Source organism: Citrobacter braakii (genome assembly GCF_009648935.1).
Lineage (GTDB): Bacteria > Pseudomonadota > Gammaproteobacteria > Enterobacterales > Enterobacteriaceae > Citrobacter > Citrobacter braakii.
This window is the reverse complement of the sequence record NZ_CP045771.1, coordinates 1,564,583-1,579,672: the sequence shown is the minus strand read 5'-3', so window position 1 is coordinate 1,579,672 and position 15,090 is coordinate 1,564,583. Positions and strand designations below refer to the sequence as shown.

The window sequence follows — 15,090 nt, the reverse complement described above, 5'->3', positions numbered from 1 at the left end:
TTCAATCTTTAATCAATTTCAATTAATTGCCTTCGTCTCCGACAATTATATGATGAATACTCTTTGGCTAATTCCACCAAAATAGATGCTGCTTTTTTAATTCGATAATTTTTCGACCATACGGCGGCATAACGCGCGACGGGTAAGGTTTCTTCTACCGGGATAGTAATAAACTGGTTTGAGCCAAATGGTGTGGTCATATCGCAGGGAATTACTGTTAAGAAATCAGCATTGAGAACAAGATTATAAATCGTAACGACGGAGTCTGTTTTAACGATGTTTTCACTGCTGATGCCATTATTTTGTAACGTGGTTAGAAGTTCACTGTAGTACCCCATATTCGTTTGTGGCAACACCCACTGTTCGTTTTTCAACGCGCTCAGCGAGGTGATGCCGGTGCATGTTCGGGACTTGCTGGCAACCAGGATGAAGTCTGACTCAAAGAGCGGTTCAACATGCAGATCGTGCAGTTTCATCTCATCACTCAGCGTACCGATCGCGAAGTCCAGACGCCCGTCACGAATCGCAGGTAAGAACGAGGAGAGCTGAGCTTCATACATGGAAACCTGCGCTTTCGGGAACACTTCTTTGAATTTTTTAATCATGCCGGACATGATGGTGAAGGCAATCAGTGAAGGAAAGCCAAACGACACATCAACGACCGCATTGCTCGTCATGCTGTTCATCTCATCAACCATGTTCTTCATTTCACGGGTAATAGATTCAGACCATGAGAGCATAACCTGACCTGCCTGAGTTAATGTCACACCAGTATTTTTGCGTACGACTAACTCAATACCGAAATAAGCTTCTACATCATTAATGATTTTGCTGACAGCCGGTTGAGTTAAACCTAATTCTTTTGCAGCTGAGCCGATAGAACCGCTTCTAATGACTTCCTGAAAGACCACTAAGTGCTGTGTTTTAGGGAGTGTAATAGTATTCATATCGACCTGCGCTAATTACTTTGTTGACGGCAGGAAGTGTACCAAATTAAGCGAACGAGGATATGTGCTACCACTCACAAATCCCCTTGACTTACATTTTGTAAGACTATTATTTAAATTGAAATCACTTAATAATCATATAGATATGAAATACCGATCTCACTTTATCCTGACTTTAATCAAAAAAAGATGGGGGGATAACGATTTTTTATGGCTATAACAACACCATTTCTCCTGCTATTTCTTAAAACCACGAAAGGCTATATTTCAATCAATTACAGAGTAATTACCAGGCAAAACAGCGCTTAAATTTAATAAGCAACTTATCAAATATAATTATATTTTATCGTTTATAGTGGTCAAATAACGTTATGCATCACGTTTTTTAGCCTTATTTGTTTGTAAAGAAACATTGCATTTATTAATATTTAAACCAAAACATACAAAGAACCATCAAATGCAACATTGCATTAACAGTAGTTTTGTACGATTTATCAGCCAGTAATTTTGTGATGGCGATCGATTGCGTTCGATTATTCTCGATAAAAACGTATCGCGCAGCGTTTTGTGCTGGTCATCACAAAAAAGGAAATATCCCGCAAGACATTCCCTTAGATAAAAGAAGTTCAGTGCGTAAATAAAGGTCAAATAACGATGAGATGAATGGGAAATAAAGGCCAGATCCGTGGTGAACCAACTACAACACGACAGGAAAAACGTCTGCCGGATGGCAGTGTAAACGTCTTATCCGGTCTATAAAGCAAAAAACCTCGCCGAAGCGGTTTTTTATAAAGAGGTGAAGCTGACCGATAAGCCGCGTTCTTTTGAGTATAGCGTCGTGGACAGTCTGCCTACAAAGCAAAAACCCCGCCGAAGCGGGGTTTTATAAAGAGTGAAGCTGACCGATAAGCCGCGTTCTTTTGAGCATATCGTCGTGGACAGTCTGCCTACAAAGCAAAAACCCCGCCGAAGCGGGGTTTTATAAAGAGTGAAGCTGACCGATAAGCCGCGTTCTTTTGAGTATAGCGTCGTGGACAGTCTGCCTACAAAGCAAAAACCCCGCCGAAGCGGGGTTTTATAAAGAGGTGAAGCTGACCGATAAGCCGGGTTCTGTCGTGGACAGTCATTCATCTAGGCCAGCAATCGCTCACTGGCTCAAGCAGCCTACCCGGGTTCAGTACGGGCCGTACCTTGTGAACCCCTATTTGGCCTTGCTCCGGGTGGAGTTTACCGTGCCACGGACTGTTACCAGCCGCGCGGTGCGCTCTTACCGCACCCTTTCACCCTTACCTGATCCCACTTGCGTGGGCCATCGGCGGTTTGCTCTCTGTTGCACTGGTCGTGGGTTTCCCCCCCAGGCGTTACCTGGCACCCTGCCCTATGGAGCCCGGACTTTCCTCCCCTCCGCCCGTCTCCCCCGAAGAGGACGACGACGAAGCGGCGACTGTCTGGTCAGCTTCGGCGCGAAGTATAGAGGGTTTGCGGGGCATTGTCACCCCGCACTGCGCATTCCTATCGCCAACGTGGCGGCGATGTTTCTTGAAGCGCGATAAATATTATCAAATGCCCCACGAAAGGCCTCTTCCAGCGTGCTGATGGTGGTTAATACGCTAAACACCGCATCGATACCATATTGATGCACCACCTCCACATCGCGCGTCAGGCTACCGCCAATACCAATTACCGGCTTGTGGTACTTCTTCGCGACATTCGCCACACCCACCGGCACTTTGCCGTGAATGCTCTGGCTGTCAATCCGCCCTTCTCCGGTCACCACCAGCGTACAGTCATGAATATGCTCTTCCAGATTGAGCGCCTGGGTCACAATCTCAATACCACTGCGCAACTCCGCACCTAAAAAAGCCATTAACGCGGCGCCCATTCCGCCTGCCGCACCAGAGCCAGGAACGTCTTTCACATCAACCCGCAGCGATTTTTTAATGATGTCGGCATAGTGAGACAGATTGCGGTCCAGTTCGATAATGCGTTCTTCCGTCGCCCCTTTCTGCGGGCCAAAAATGCGCGAAGCGCCAGTATCACCGGTGAGTGGATTAGTCACATCGCAGGCCACGCGAATTGAGCAGGTTTTTAAGCGCGGATCCAGGCCCGTTATATCGATGGTGTTCAGACTCTCCAGGCTTCCACCACCGTTGCCAATCTCTGTCCCGTTGGCGTCGCAGAGTTTCGCCCCCAGCGCCTGCACCATACCCGCGCCGCCGTCGTTGGTCGCACTGCCGCCAATACCAATAATGATGCTATGCGCACCGCTATCCAGCGCCTGCAAAATCAACTCCCCGGTGCCGCGCGACGTGGTGACTAACGGGTTACGCTTTTCAGGTGGAACCAACGCCAGACCGCTGGCTGCCGCCATTTCGATAAACGCGGTTTTACCATCTCCAGACATGCCCCAGCAGGCATTCACTTTTTCGCCCAGCGGCCCTGTCACCCACGCTGAATGTTCACTCCCCTGCGTAGCGGCAATCATGGCTTCGACCGTTCCTTCACCGCCATCGGCAACCGGGACAGAAACATATTGCGCATCGGGGAAAATTTCCCGAAATCCTTTTTCTATTGCCTGAGCTACCTCGGTGGCAGAAAGGCTTTCTTTATAAGAGTCTGGGGCAATTACGATTTTCATAGTTATGTAGCCTGACAGTGCCGCGCAAGGCAAGAAATACAGGGCGCGCATCCGCGCCCTTCTTGTTAGCGAGTGACTTCCACTTTCGCCAGTTTTTCGTAGTAGCATGCGAGTGCGCTATGATCGGCGGTGCCCAGCCCATCAGCGCGTAGCGCCTGCATCATCTCCATGACTGCAGCAGTCAGCGGTAACTGAGCGCCAACGCCATGAGAGGTATCCAGCGCGTTCGCCAGATCTTTAATATGCAGGTCGATACGGAAACCCGGCTTAAAGTTTCTGTCCATAACCATCGGCGCTTTCGCATCCAGTACGGTGCTTCCCGCCAGCCCACCACGGATCGCCTGATACACCAGATCCGGGTTTACGCCCGCTTTGGTCGCCAGCGTCAGCGCTTCGGACATCGCCGCAATGTTCAGCGCCACAATCACCTGATTCGCCAGCTTGGTGACGTTACCCGCGCCGATGTCACCGGTATGTACCACGGAACCTGCCATCGCCTTCAGCAGATCGTAATATTTGTCAAAAATCGCTTTATCACCGCCAACCATCACCGACAGAGTACCGTCGATGGCTTTCGGTTCGCCGCCGCTTACCGGCGCGTCCAGCATATCCACGCCTTTCGCTTTCAGCGCGTCGCTGATTTCACGGCTGGCTAACGGCGCGATGGAGCTCATGTCGATCAGCACTGTCCCCGGTTTCGCCCCTTCAATAATGCCGCCCTCTCCCAGCGCCACTTCTTTCACATGCGGAGAATTCGGCAGCATGGTGATGATCACATCGCACTGCTCGGCAATATCTTTCGCCGTGGCGGCGGTTTCTGCGCCTGCGGCAATCACTTCCGCAATGGATTCCGGGTTACGGTCAGCAACCACCAGCGAGTAACCTGCCTTGAGGAGGTTTTTACTCATTGGTTTACCCATAATACCGAGGCCAATAAAACCAACTTTCATTGTCATGTCTTTATCTCTCTCTACTGTCGAGGGGGGTTATTTCTTAAAAGAATCAGCCAATTTTTGCGTGGCTGAACGGAACACGCCAAGATCGCTGCCAACGGCAACAAACGTCGCGCCCCACTCCAGATAACGACGCGCATCCGCCTCTACCGGGGCCAGAATGCCGCTTGGTTTGCCGTGTGCTTTCGCGCGGGCAAAAATATGCTGGATAGCTTTCTGCACATCAGGGTGTGACGCATTGCCGAGGTGGCCTAACGCCGCAGCCAGATCGCTTGGGCCGACGAAGACCCCGTCGACGCCTTCTGTCGCCGCGATTGCGTCAACGTTATCGACGCCCTGCTGACTTTCGATCTGCACGATGATGGTGATGTTCTTATTCGACTGCGCAAAGTAGTCCGGTACGGTGCCAAACATATTGGCGCGATGGGATACGGACACGCCGCGAATACCTTCCGGCGGATAGCGGGTCGACGCCACGGCGTTCACCGCCTCTTCTTCCGTCTCCACGAACGGAATCAGGAAGTTGTAAAATCCGATATCCAGCAGGCGTTTGATAATTACCGGCTCGTTGGTCGGTACGCGCACTACCGGCGCGCTGGCGCTGCCTTTCAGCGCCATCAATTGCGGGATAAACGTCGATATGTCGTTCGGCGCGTGTTCGCCGTCCAGCACCAGCCAGTCAAAACCCGCCAGGCCTAAAACTTCGGTACTGATTGGGCTGGCTAATGCAGACCAGCAGCCAATCTGAATCTGTTGCGCCGCGAGAGCCGCTTTAAACTTATTCGGAAAAATCGTGTTATTCATCGCTTACACCTTTGTTTATTTCTGCAATTCCATACGTTTAATGTCACCGACAATAAACAGGTAGCAAACCATTGCCATCAGCGCCGAACACCCTACAAACATCAGCGCAGCATTAAATGAGTGCAGCTCGCTCACCAGATACCCAATCACCAGCGGGGTGACGATGGAAGCCACATTGCCAAATACGTTAAATACCCCACCGCACAGACCGACAATCTCTTTCGGCGCAGTATCGGAAATCACCGGCCATCCCAGCGCCCCGAAGCCTTTACCGAAGAACGCCAGCGCCATCAGCGCCACCACCAGGGTGGTGTTATCGGTGTAGTTACACAGAATAATGGTCGAGGCGAGCAGCATTCCGAGCACAATCGGCAGCTTACGTGCCAGAGTGATGCTGAAGCCACGTTTAATCAGATAATCAGAGAACACGCCGCCGAGTACGCCACCGGCAAATCCGCACAGCGCAGGGATCGAAGCCACCAGGCCCACTTTCAGGATCGACATGCCTTTTTCCTGTACCAGGTAAATCGGGAACCAGGTGAGGAAAAACCAGGTAATTGTGTTGATAAAATACTGTCCGAAAAACACGCCGAGCATCATACGGTTAGTGAGCAACTGCTTGATATAATGCAGTTTAGGACCGCCTGACTTCACATCCCCCGGCTTTTTATGGTCCATATCCACGACTGCGCCGTTTTCAGAGATAAACTTCAGCTCTTCTTGCGACATACGCGGGTGATCGGTTGGGTTATGAATAAACTTTACCCACAGTCCGGTGAGCACAAAACCAATCACGCCCATCACGGTAAAGACGTGTTCCCAGCCCCAGGCGAAGGTCAGCCAGCCCAGCAGCGGCGAAAACAGCGCCAGAGAGAAATACTGTGCGGAGTTAAAAATTGCGGACGCCGTACCGCGCTCTTTCGTCGGGAACCAGGCCGCCACGATACGGGCATTCGCCGGGAAGGACGGCGCTTCCGAGAAGCCCAGCATAAAGCGCATGATGAACATTGAAATACCCGCCCAGGCCAGCGGGAACATGTCTACAAAGCCCTGCAGGAAGGTAAACAGCGACCAGAAGAACAGGCTGTAGGTATAGACTTTCTTTGAACCGAACTTATCCAGCAGCCAGCCGCCGGGGATTTGCATTAACAGGTAAGCCCAGCCGAAAGCGGAGAAAATGTACCCCATTGAGATGGCACTGAGCTGTAACTCTTTCGCCACTTCCGTGCCGGCAATTGACAGCGTTGCACGGTCCGCATAGTTAACGGCTGTAACGATAAATATTATCAGCAATATTAAGTAACGGGTGTGCGTGCCTTTCTTTTTCTCGACAACTGTATCCAGAATCATTCTAATTACCTCGGGTACATTAAATTTTTATTATTATTGGGTAGATATTCCTGGTGATAAATTACTGATAATAAGAACGCATAATAATTTATCAGACGCTATGAAACCGTGATTTAGTATAATCAGCAGCGCAACGTTAATCATTGTGCAAGCGCTCATTAAACATGCGTTATTAAAATAATGTTTTGGGCATATGCACACATGCATGGGCGCTAATGCACACATTTACGTATTGCTACCCCTGGTGGGGCGGCCTTGCTAAGTTTAAGTGATCATCATCACATTCTTGGTGATAAACTCCTGACATTCTTATTTCACGATACCGAATCTTTATTACTTATAATTAGATTCAAAATATAAATATCCACACTATTATCACCACCTTGTTGGAGAATACTGGACAATGGCCGACATCGAAATCAGACAAGAATCGCCAACGGCGTTTTATATTAAAGTTCACGAAACAGATAATGTGGCGATAATTGTCAATGACAATGGTCTGAAAGCTAGGACGCGTTTTCCAGACGGACTGGAACTCATTGAACATATTCCCCAGGGACATAAAGTGGCGCTCCTGGATATTCCTGTTCGCGGCGAAATCGTGCGTTATGGCGAAGTGATAGGCTATGCCGTTCGCGATATCCCACGCGGCAGTTGGATTGATGAATCAATGGTTGAGCTACCCAAGGCCCCGCCGCTGGAGACGCTGCCGCTGGCAACCAAAGTGCCAGAACCGCTGCCGCCTCTTGAAGGTTACACCTTCGAAGGTTATCGCAATGCAGACGGTAGTGTCGGCACCAAGAATCTGCTCGGTATTTCCACCAGTGTGCACTGCGTGGCGGGCGTGGTGGATTATGTGGTGAAAATCATTGAGCGCGATCTGCTGCCAAAATACCCGAACGTTGACGGCGTGGTCGGACTCAATCATCTGTACGGCTGCGGCGTGGCGATTAATGCCCCAGCCGCCATCGTGCCGATTCGTACCATTCACAATATTGCGCTAAACCCGAACTTTGGCGGTGAAGTGATGGTCATTGGCCTCGGCTGCGAAAAACTTCAGCCAGAGCGCCTGCTGGAAGGCACGCACGATGTGAAAAGTATTCCGGTCGGCAGCGCCAGCATCGTCAGCCTGCAGGATGAAAAACACGTTGGCTTTCAATCGATGGTTGCCGATATTTTGCAGGTGGCCGAACGCCATCTGGCAAAACTCAATCAACGCCAGCGTGAGACCTGCCCGGCGTCAGAACTGGTGGTCGGCATGCAGTGCGGCGGCAGCGATGCGTTTTCAGGCGTGACGGCCAACCCGGCGGTCGGTTATGCCTCCGACCTGTTAGTACGCTGCGGCGCCACCGTAATGTTCTCTGAGGTTACCGAAGTGCGCGATGCCATCCATCTTCTGACCCCACGTGCGATTAACGAAGAAGTAGGTAAACGCCTGCTTGAAGAGATGGCCTGGTACGATAACTACCTTGATATGGGCAAAACGGATCGCAGCGCCAACCCTTCTCCAGGCAACAAGAAAGGCGGTCTGGCAAACGTGGTGGAAAAAGCGCTGGGTTCTATTGCCAAGTCTGGCAAGAGCGCGATTGTCGAAGTCTTGTCGCCGGGTCAACGCCCAACCAAACGCGGCCTGATTTACGCGGCTACACCCGCCAGTGATTTTGTCTGCGGTACGCAGCAGGTCGCTTCCGGGATCACCGTGCAGGTGTTCACCACCGGTCGCGGTACGCCGTATGGCCTGATGGCCGTGCCGGTGATAAAAATGGCGACCCGAACCGAGCTGGCCAACCGTTGGTTTGACCTGATGGACATCAACGCAGGCACCATCGCCACCGGGGAAGAAACCATTGAAGACGTGGGTCTGAAACTGTTCGAGTTTATTCTCGACGTCGCCAGTGGGCGTAAGAAAACCTTCTCGGATCAATGGGGACTGCATAACCAACTGGCGGTGTTTAACCCGGCGCCAGTGACCTGATTCCTGAAAGCTAAATTCGATTACAGGTCGGGGAGTTCGCAAACTTCCCGACTTTTTATCAGATACTCACCAGAACAACCTCAATCCCATGTTTACGTAAACCTTCCAGACTATCCTCTGGAATACCTTCATCAACAATAATCATATCAATCCGCTGGGTATCAATGATCTTATGCAGGCTGGAGCGGTTAAACTTCGTCGAGTCAGTAACGACAATGATACGCTCAGCCACTTCACACATCCGACGGTTGAGACGCGCTTCATCTTCGTTGTGTGTGCTAACACCACGCTCTAAATCGATGGCATCAACGCCAAGAAACAGCATGTCGAAGTGATAATTTTGTAGCGATTGCTCTGCCTGATCGCCATAAAATGATTGCGACTGACGACGCAAATGGCCGCCGGTCATCAGCAGCTCAACCCCTTCGGCTTCCAGTAACGCATTGGCGACATTCATACCGTTGGTCATAGCAATGACGTTGGTTTGCTGGCGCATCAGGCGGGCAATTTCATACGTCGTGGTACCGGAGTCGAGAATCACGCGGTGCCCCGGTTTGATCAACTCCGCGGCGGCTCTGGCAATACTACGTTTTACCGCCGTATTGAGTGAGCTCTTATCTTCAACAGAAGGCTCCACAACAAGCGCATTGCTTTCGCAAATCAGCGCTCCACCATAGGCGCGTACCGCAATCCCCTGTTTTTCCAGAAAGGCGAGGTCGTTACGAATAGTGACCGTGGAGACGCCAAAAAATAAAGAAAGATCGTTAACCTGAACGCTTCCCTGCTGCCGTAATCGCTGGATGATCTGCTCACGTCTTTCGCTAGTACCGATAACGCGCTTGTCTGCCGAGGACTCGGTGTTACTCATATGAAATCCTTTAGTTGAATCTTTCGTTTTATTTCGTTTTGTCTATTAACGCCTTTCTTTTACGTGAATGCAAGCCCCGTAAACGGGTAAGAGCCAGACAGACTTACGCTGAAACCTTTCATTGCGTTTCTTTTGTGAAACAGATCGGAAAACTATTATCTTTCGTTTTATTTTTATATCACCATGATGCAGTATTAAATGAAACAAAACGAAAGAATGATGTCGTAGTTACCTGACCTGGAGAGGAAAGTGAAACATCTAACTAAAATGGTCGAGCAGCATAAATGGGGGAAGGCAAACGGGATTTATGCCGTTTGTTCCGCACATCCAATCGTACTGGAAGCCGCAATACGCTACGCCCATGCCAATCATACACCGCTGTTGATCGAAGCAACCTCTAATCAGGTTGACCAGTTTGGCGGCTATACGGGTATGACACCAGCCGATTTTCGCAGTTTTGTCTGCCGTTTAGCCGACTCGCTTAATTTTTCTCAGGATATGCTGATTTTCGGCGGGGACCATCTTGGGCCAAACCGTTGGCAAAATCTGCCAGCAGAAGAGGCAATGGCCAACGCTGACGATCTGATCAAGAGCTATGTCGCCGCAGGCTTTAAAAAGATCCACCTCGATTGCAGCATGTCGTGTACTAACGACCCGGTTCCCCTGACTGATGAAATCGTCGCCGAGCGCGCCGCACGCCTGGCAAAAGTAGCCGAAGAAACCTGTATGGCACATTTTGGTGAGTCTGACCTGGTCTATGTGATCGGCACAGAAGTTCCGGTTCCTGGTGGCGCACACGAAGCGTTAACCGAACTGGCGGTAACAACGCCGGATGCCGCACGTGCAACGTTACAGGCCCATTATCACGCCTTTGAAAAACGCGGGCTGGAAGGTATCTGGCCACGTATTATCGCCCTGGTGGTACAACCTGGCGTTGAATTCGACCACACACACATCATTGATTATCAACCGCAGAAAGCTGTGGCACTCAGCAAAATGGTGGAAGACTACGACACGCTGGTTTTTGAAGCGCATTCTACCGATTACCAAACGCCACAGTCCTTGCGCCAACTGGTGATAGATCACTTCGCCATTCTGAAAGTGGGACCCGCGCTGACCTTCGCCCTACGTGAAGCACTGTTTTCGTTAGCCGCTATTGAAGAAGAATTGCTGCCAGCAAAAGCCAGTTCAGGCCTGCGACATGTGCTGGAAAGCGTGATGCTTGATCGACCAGAATACTGGCAGAGCCACTATCACGGCGATGGCAACGCGCGCCGTTTGGCACGCGGATATAGCTACTCCGATCGGGTTCGTTACTACTGGCCGGACAACCAGATTGATGAAGCATTCGAACGTCTGGTGCGTAATCTGGCGGATGACCCCATTCCACTGCCGCTAATTAGCCAGTATTTACCCTTGCAGTACGTAAAAGTGCGCGGGGGAGATCTCAGCGCCACACCGCGAGAACTCATCATTAACCATATTCAGGACATACTGCAGCAATATCACTGCGCCTGCCTGGGTGCTTCAGATCGTAACGAATAACAAAAAAGAGAAAAATACCATGCCAAACATTGTATTAAGTCGCATTGATGAACGTCTGATTCACGGTCAGGTTGGTGTGCAATGGGTCGGATTTGCGGGGGCAAATCTGGTGCTGGTCGCTAATGATGAAGTGGCTGAAGACCCAGTACAGCAAAACCTGATGGAAATGGTACTGGCAGAAGGGATCGCCGTACGCTTCTGGTCACTACAAAAAGTGATCGACAATATTCACCGTGCCGCCGATCGCCAGAAAATTCTGCTGGTTTGCAAATCGCCTGCGGATTTCTTCCGTCTGGTTGAAGGCGGTGTTCCTGTTAACCGTATCAACGTTGGCAATATGCACTATGCCAACGGCAAGCAACAAATCGCCAAAACGGTTTCTGTAGACGCTGCCGATATTACGGCGTTCAACGGGCTAAAAGCCGCTGGGGTGGAGTGCTTCGTTCAGGGCGTTCCAACAGAAGCCGCCCAGGACCTCTATAAACTTCTCTGAGGTGTTCACAATGGAAATTAGTCTGTTGCAGGCTTTTGCGTTGGGTATTCTCGCCTTTATTGCAGGCCTGGATATGTTCAACGGGTTAACGCACATGCACCGCCCGGTTGTTCTCGGGCCGCTGGTCGGCCTTATTCTGGGCGATCTGCATACCGGTATTTTGACAGGTGGTACGCTGGAACTGGTGTGGATGGGCCTGGCCCCGCTGGCTGGAGCTCAGCCGCCAAACGTGATTATCGGCACTATCGTGGGAACCACGTTTGCCATAACGACAGGAGTAAAACCCGAAGTTGCCGTAGGAGTGGCGGTACCGTTCGCCGTAGCGGTACAGATGGGGATTACCTTCCTGTTCTCTGTGATGTCAGGGGTGATGGCTCGGTGCGATCGCATGGCAGCAAATGCCGATACCGCAGGAATTGAGCGGGTCAACTATTTGGCGTTGTTGGCGCTGGGGACCTTCTATTTTTTATGCGCGTTCCTGCCGATTTACTTTGGTGCGGAACATGCCAAAACCGCTATAGATGTTCTGCCGACTCGTCTGATTGACGGCCTCGGCGTGGCAGGCGGCATCATGCCAGCTATCGGCTTCGCCGTACTGCTGAAAATCATGATGAAAAACGTCTATATCCCCTACTTCATCCTGGGTTTTGTAGCCGCAGCCTGGCTCAAACTCCCTGTTCTGGCGATCGCAGCAGCAGCACTGGCAATGGCGCTGATCGATTTTCTGCGTAAATCACCTGAACCTACAGCTCCCGCAGCACAAAAAGAGGAATTCGAAGATGGCATCTAATCAAACGGCTCTGCCGAACGTTTCCGAAACCGAAGAAACGCTGCTGTCCGGCACCAATGTAAACGTCTACGAAGACCAGAATATCGGTGCCGAGCTGACGAAAAAAGATATCAACCGTGTTGCCTGGCGTTCAATGTTATTACAAGCCTCTTTTAACTACGAACGTATGCAGGCATCAGGATGGTTGTACGGCCTGTTACCTGCACTGAAAAAGATCCATACCAACAAGCGCGATCTGGCGCGTTCGATGAAAGGCCATATGGGCTTCTTCAACACGCACCCGTTCCTGGTCACGTTTGTTATCGGGATTATCCTTGCGATGGAACGCTCCAAGCAGGATGTAAACAGTATTCAAAGCACCAAGATTGCCGTAGGTGCTCCACTTGGCGGTATCGGTGATGCCATGTTCTGGTTAACGTTATTGCCTATTTGCGGTGGTATCGGGGCCAGTCTGGCGCTGCAAGGTTCTATTCTTGGCGCAGTTGTCTTTATTGTTATGTTTAACGTGGTTCATCTTGGTCTGCGCTTTGGGCTAGCACACTATGCTTATCGAATGGGCGTTGCTGCCATCCCGCTAATTAAAGCTAACACCAAAAAGGTTGGACATGCTGCATCCATCGTTGGGATGACGGTGATCGGCGCGCTGGTAGCGACCTATGTTCGCCTGAGCACTACGCTGGAAATTACTGCTGGCGACGCGGTTGTGAAACTGCAAACAGACGTTATAGACAAATTGATGCCAGCATTTTTACCGCTGGTCTACACATTGACTATGTTCTGGCTGGTCCGTCGTGGCTGGAGTCCTCTTCGTCTTATCGCCATTACCGTGGTGCTTGGCGTCGTAGGTAAGTTCTGTCACTTCCTGTAAATATAAGGGGTTGTAGATGTTAGGTATTATTTTGACGGGCCATGGCGGGTTTGCCAGCGGAATGGAAAAAGCGATGAAACAGATTTTGGGTGAACAGACTCAGTTCATCGCCATCGACTTTCCGGAAACCTCAACCACAGCCTTACTCACCTCGCAACTTGAACAGGCGGTGAGTGAACTGGATGCTCAGCAAGACATCGTGTTTCTAACAGACCTGTTGGGCGGGACGCCATTTCGCGTAGCTTCTACGCTGGCCATGCAAAGGCAAGGTACTGAAGTGATCACTGGTACCAATCTACAACTGCTACTGGAGATGGTGCTGGAACGCGACGGTCTGAGCAGCGAAGCATTTCGTTTGCAGGCGTTGGAGTGCGGACACAGGGGTTTAACCAGTCTGGTGGACGAGCTGGGACGCTGTCGCGAGGAAAACCCCGTTGAGGAAGGGATATGACAAAGCGATTGCGCGCCAGGCGTCTACTAACCGAACAGGGATGGCTGGATGATCATCAGTTACATATTGAAGACGGTATCATTGCAGCAATAGAGCCAATCCCATCCGGTGTTATGGAGCGCGACGCTGAACTGCTTTGTCCTGCTTACATTGATACCCACGTACACGGTGGTGCGGGCGTCGATGTTATGGATGAGGCACCGGATACGCTCGACAAACTGGCGATGCACAAAGCGCGTGAAGGGGTAGCCAACTGGCTACCCACTACCGTCACCGCTCCACCACCGGATATTCACAGTGCGCTGGAGCGTATTGCCCGTCGCTACCATTGCGGCGGGCCTGGCGCACAGGTGCTGGGCAGTTATCTTGAAGGCCCATATTTTACGCCGCAGAACAAAGGGGCGCACCCGCCTGAGCTTTTCAGGGAACTGGAGCTCAGTGAACTGGCTGAACTGATTACGGTTTCCCAGCACACATTGCGCGTCGTTGCGCTGGCACCAGAAAAAACTGGCGCATTGCAGGCTATCGAATATCTGAAGCGGCGTAACGTTCGAGTGATGCTGGGCCACAGCGCAGCCAACTGGGAACAAACCCGCGCGGCCTTTGATGCAGGTGCTGATGGATTGGTTCACTGCTATAACGGTATGACTGGGTTACATCACCGGGAGCCCGGTATGGTTGGCGCAGGGTTAACCGACCCTCGCGCCTGGCTGGAGCTTATCGCTGACGGACACCATGTCCACCCGGCGGCCATGAAGCTGTGCTGCTGTTGCGCGAAAGAGAGACTGGTGCTGATCACAGATGCCATGCAGGCAGCAGGAATGCCTGACGGGCGCTATTCGCTCTGCGGTGAGCAAGTGGAAATGCGCAGCGGAATTGTGCGTACCACGTCCGGTGGCCTGGCTGGCAGCACGCTCTCGGTTGATGCAGCCGTACGAAATATGATCGAGTTCACCGGGATAACGGCAGAAGAGGCAATTCATATGGCCTCTCTCCACCCTGCACGTCTGTTGGGAATCGATCGCCAACTGGGATCATTAGCTGTGGGTAAACGTGCCGACGCGATCGCGCTTAATAGCGGGCTGCATTTACAACAGATCTGGATTCAGGGTCAGGCTCTCCCCCTTTGACCTTTCATTTTGTCTTGTGTTGGCCTGCGATCCTTGATCGCAAGGCCTTTCTTTTCCTTTCGCTTAAGGAAATACTCAACCACCTTACAACAACTCTTATCTTTATAGATCAATAAGATAATTACATCCCTCGCTCTCACGATCACAATTTTCGTTTTATTTCATTTCATCTTATTGACCTTTCGATTTCTTTTCTATAGATTTTAATTAATAGATTATATGAGCAAGTGAAACGAAACGAAAGATAGCGATATTTTCGCCAGCGTCTTATGTGGATT

13 protein-coding genes and 1 other RNA gene are annotated in these 15,090 nt (G+C 50.9%); 7 read left to right on the top strand and 7 right to left on the bottom strand.

Going from position 1 to position 15,090, the window contains the following annotated elements:
* Positions 1–8: 8 nt before the first annotated feature.
* The 6 genes from tdcA to garP all read right to left on the bottom strand — a co-directional run bounded on the left by tdcA (position 9) and on the right by garP (position 6,692).
* Positions 9–947 carry a transcriptional regulator TdcA gene (tdcA, locus tag GFC06_RS07415; protein ID WP_003828596.1) on the bottom strand — a complete coding sequence of 313 codons (939 nt, stop codon included), beginning with the start codon at positions 945–947 and terminating at the stop codon, positions 9–11.
* A gap of 1,083 nt (positions 948–2,030) precedes the next feature.
* An RNA gene (gene rnpB, locus GFC06_RS07410) (RNase P RNA component class A) lies at positions 2,031–2,407 on the bottom strand.
* Positions 2,408–2,439: 32 nt separating this feature from the next.
* A complete protein-coding gene (garK, locus tag GFC06_RS07405) occupies positions 2,440–3,585 on the bottom strand; it encodes a glycerate 2-kinase (protein ID WP_153689984.1) in 1,146 nt (381 codons plus the stop codon).
* Positions 3,586–3,650: 65 nt separating this feature from the next.
* Positions 3,651–4,541: a 2-hydroxy-3-oxopropionate reductase gene (gene garR / locus GFC06_RS07400; RefSeq protein WP_003840019.1), complete on the bottom strand. Its 891-nt coding sequence runs from the start codon at positions 4,539–4,541 to the stop codon at positions 3,651–3,653.
* Positions 4,542–4,571: 30 nt separating this feature from the next.
* The gene (gene garL / locus GFC06_RS07395) at positions 4,572–5,342 is read right to left on the bottom strand and encodes a 2-dehydro-3-deoxyglucarate aldolase (protein WP_005131731.1); all 771 of its coding nucleotides are present in this window, start codon (positions 5,340–5,342) and stop codon (positions 4,572–4,574) included.
* Positions 5,343–5,357: 15 nt separating this feature from the next.
* A complete protein-coding gene (gene garP, locus GFC06_RS07390) occupies positions 5,358–6,692 on the bottom strand; it encodes a galactarate/glucarate/glycerate transporter GarP (protein ID WP_003024898.1) in 1,335 nt (444 codons plus the stop codon).
* 403 nt (positions 6,693–7,095) lie between these two features.
* On the opposite strand from garP, the gene garD reads away from it, so the two are divergent.
* On the top strand, positions 7,096–8,667 hold the full coding sequence (gene garD, locus GFC06_RS07385) for a galactarate dehydratase (protein ID WP_153689983.1): 1,572 nt from the start codon (positions 7,096–7,098) through the stop codon (positions 8,665–8,667).
* Positions 8,668–8,725: 58 nt separating this feature from the next.
* Here garD and GFC06_RS07380 read toward each other — a convergent pair whose 3' ends face one another.
* Entirely contained in the window at positions 8,726–9,535 is an 810-nt protein-coding gene (locus GFC06_RS07380; protein ID WP_016157548.1) for a DeoR family transcriptional regulator, read from the bottom strand.
* A 249-nt stretch (positions 9,536–9,784) separates the two neighbouring features.
* Between GFC06_RS07380 and kbaZ the strand changes: the two genes are divergently transcribed.
* From kbaZ to nagA, 6 genes are read left to right on the top strand one after another with little or no spacing between them, the layout of a single operon-like run.
* Positions 9,785–11,080: a tagatose-bisphosphate aldolase subunit KbaZ gene (kbaZ, locus tag GFC06_RS07375; RefSeq protein WP_072034049.1), complete on the top strand. Its 1,296-nt coding sequence runs from the start codon at positions 9,785–9,787 to the stop codon at positions 11,078–11,080.
* A gap of 19 nt (positions 11,081–11,099) precedes the next feature.
* The gene (gene agaV, locus GFC06_RS07370; RefSeq protein ID WP_016157550.1) at positions 11,100–11,573 is read left to right on the top strand and encodes a PTS N-acetylgalactosamine transporter subunit IIB; all 474 of its coding nucleotides are present in this window, start codon (positions 11,100–11,102) and stop codon (positions 11,571–11,573) included.
* A gap of 10 nt (positions 11,574–11,583) precedes the next feature.
* Positions 11,584–12,363: a PTS N-acetylgalactosamine transporter subunit IIC gene (gene agaW, locus GFC06_RS07365; RefSeq protein ID WP_003839998.1), complete on the top strand. Its 780-nt coding sequence runs from the start codon at positions 11,584–11,586 to the stop codon at positions 12,361–12,363.
* The gene (agaE, locus tag GFC06_RS07360; protein ID WP_049281853.1) at positions 12,353–13,231 is read left to right on the top strand and encodes a PTS N-acetylgalactosamine transporter subunit IID; all 879 of its coding nucleotides are present in this window, start codon (positions 12,353–12,355) and stop codon (positions 13,229–13,231) included. The genes agaW and agaE overlap by 11 nt, the downstream gene beginning before the upstream one ends.
* A 16-nt stretch (positions 13,232–13,247) precedes the next feature.
* The gene (gene agaF / locus GFC06_RS07355) at positions 13,248–13,682 is read left to right on the top strand and encodes a PTS galactosamine/N-acetylgalactosamine transporter subunit IIA (protein WP_047413962.1); all 435 of its coding nucleotides are present in this window, start codon (positions 13,248–13,250) and stop codon (positions 13,680–13,682) included.
* The gene (gene nagA, locus GFC06_RS07350) at positions 13,679–14,812 is read left to right on the top strand and encodes an N-acetylglucosamine-6-phosphate deacetylase (RefSeq protein WP_153689982.1); all 1,134 of its coding nucleotides are present in this window, start codon (positions 13,679–13,681) and stop codon (positions 14,810–14,812) included. The genes agaF and nagA overlap by 4 nt, the downstream gene beginning before the upstream one ends.
* The last annotated feature ends 278 nt before the right edge of the window (positions 14,813–15,090 follow it).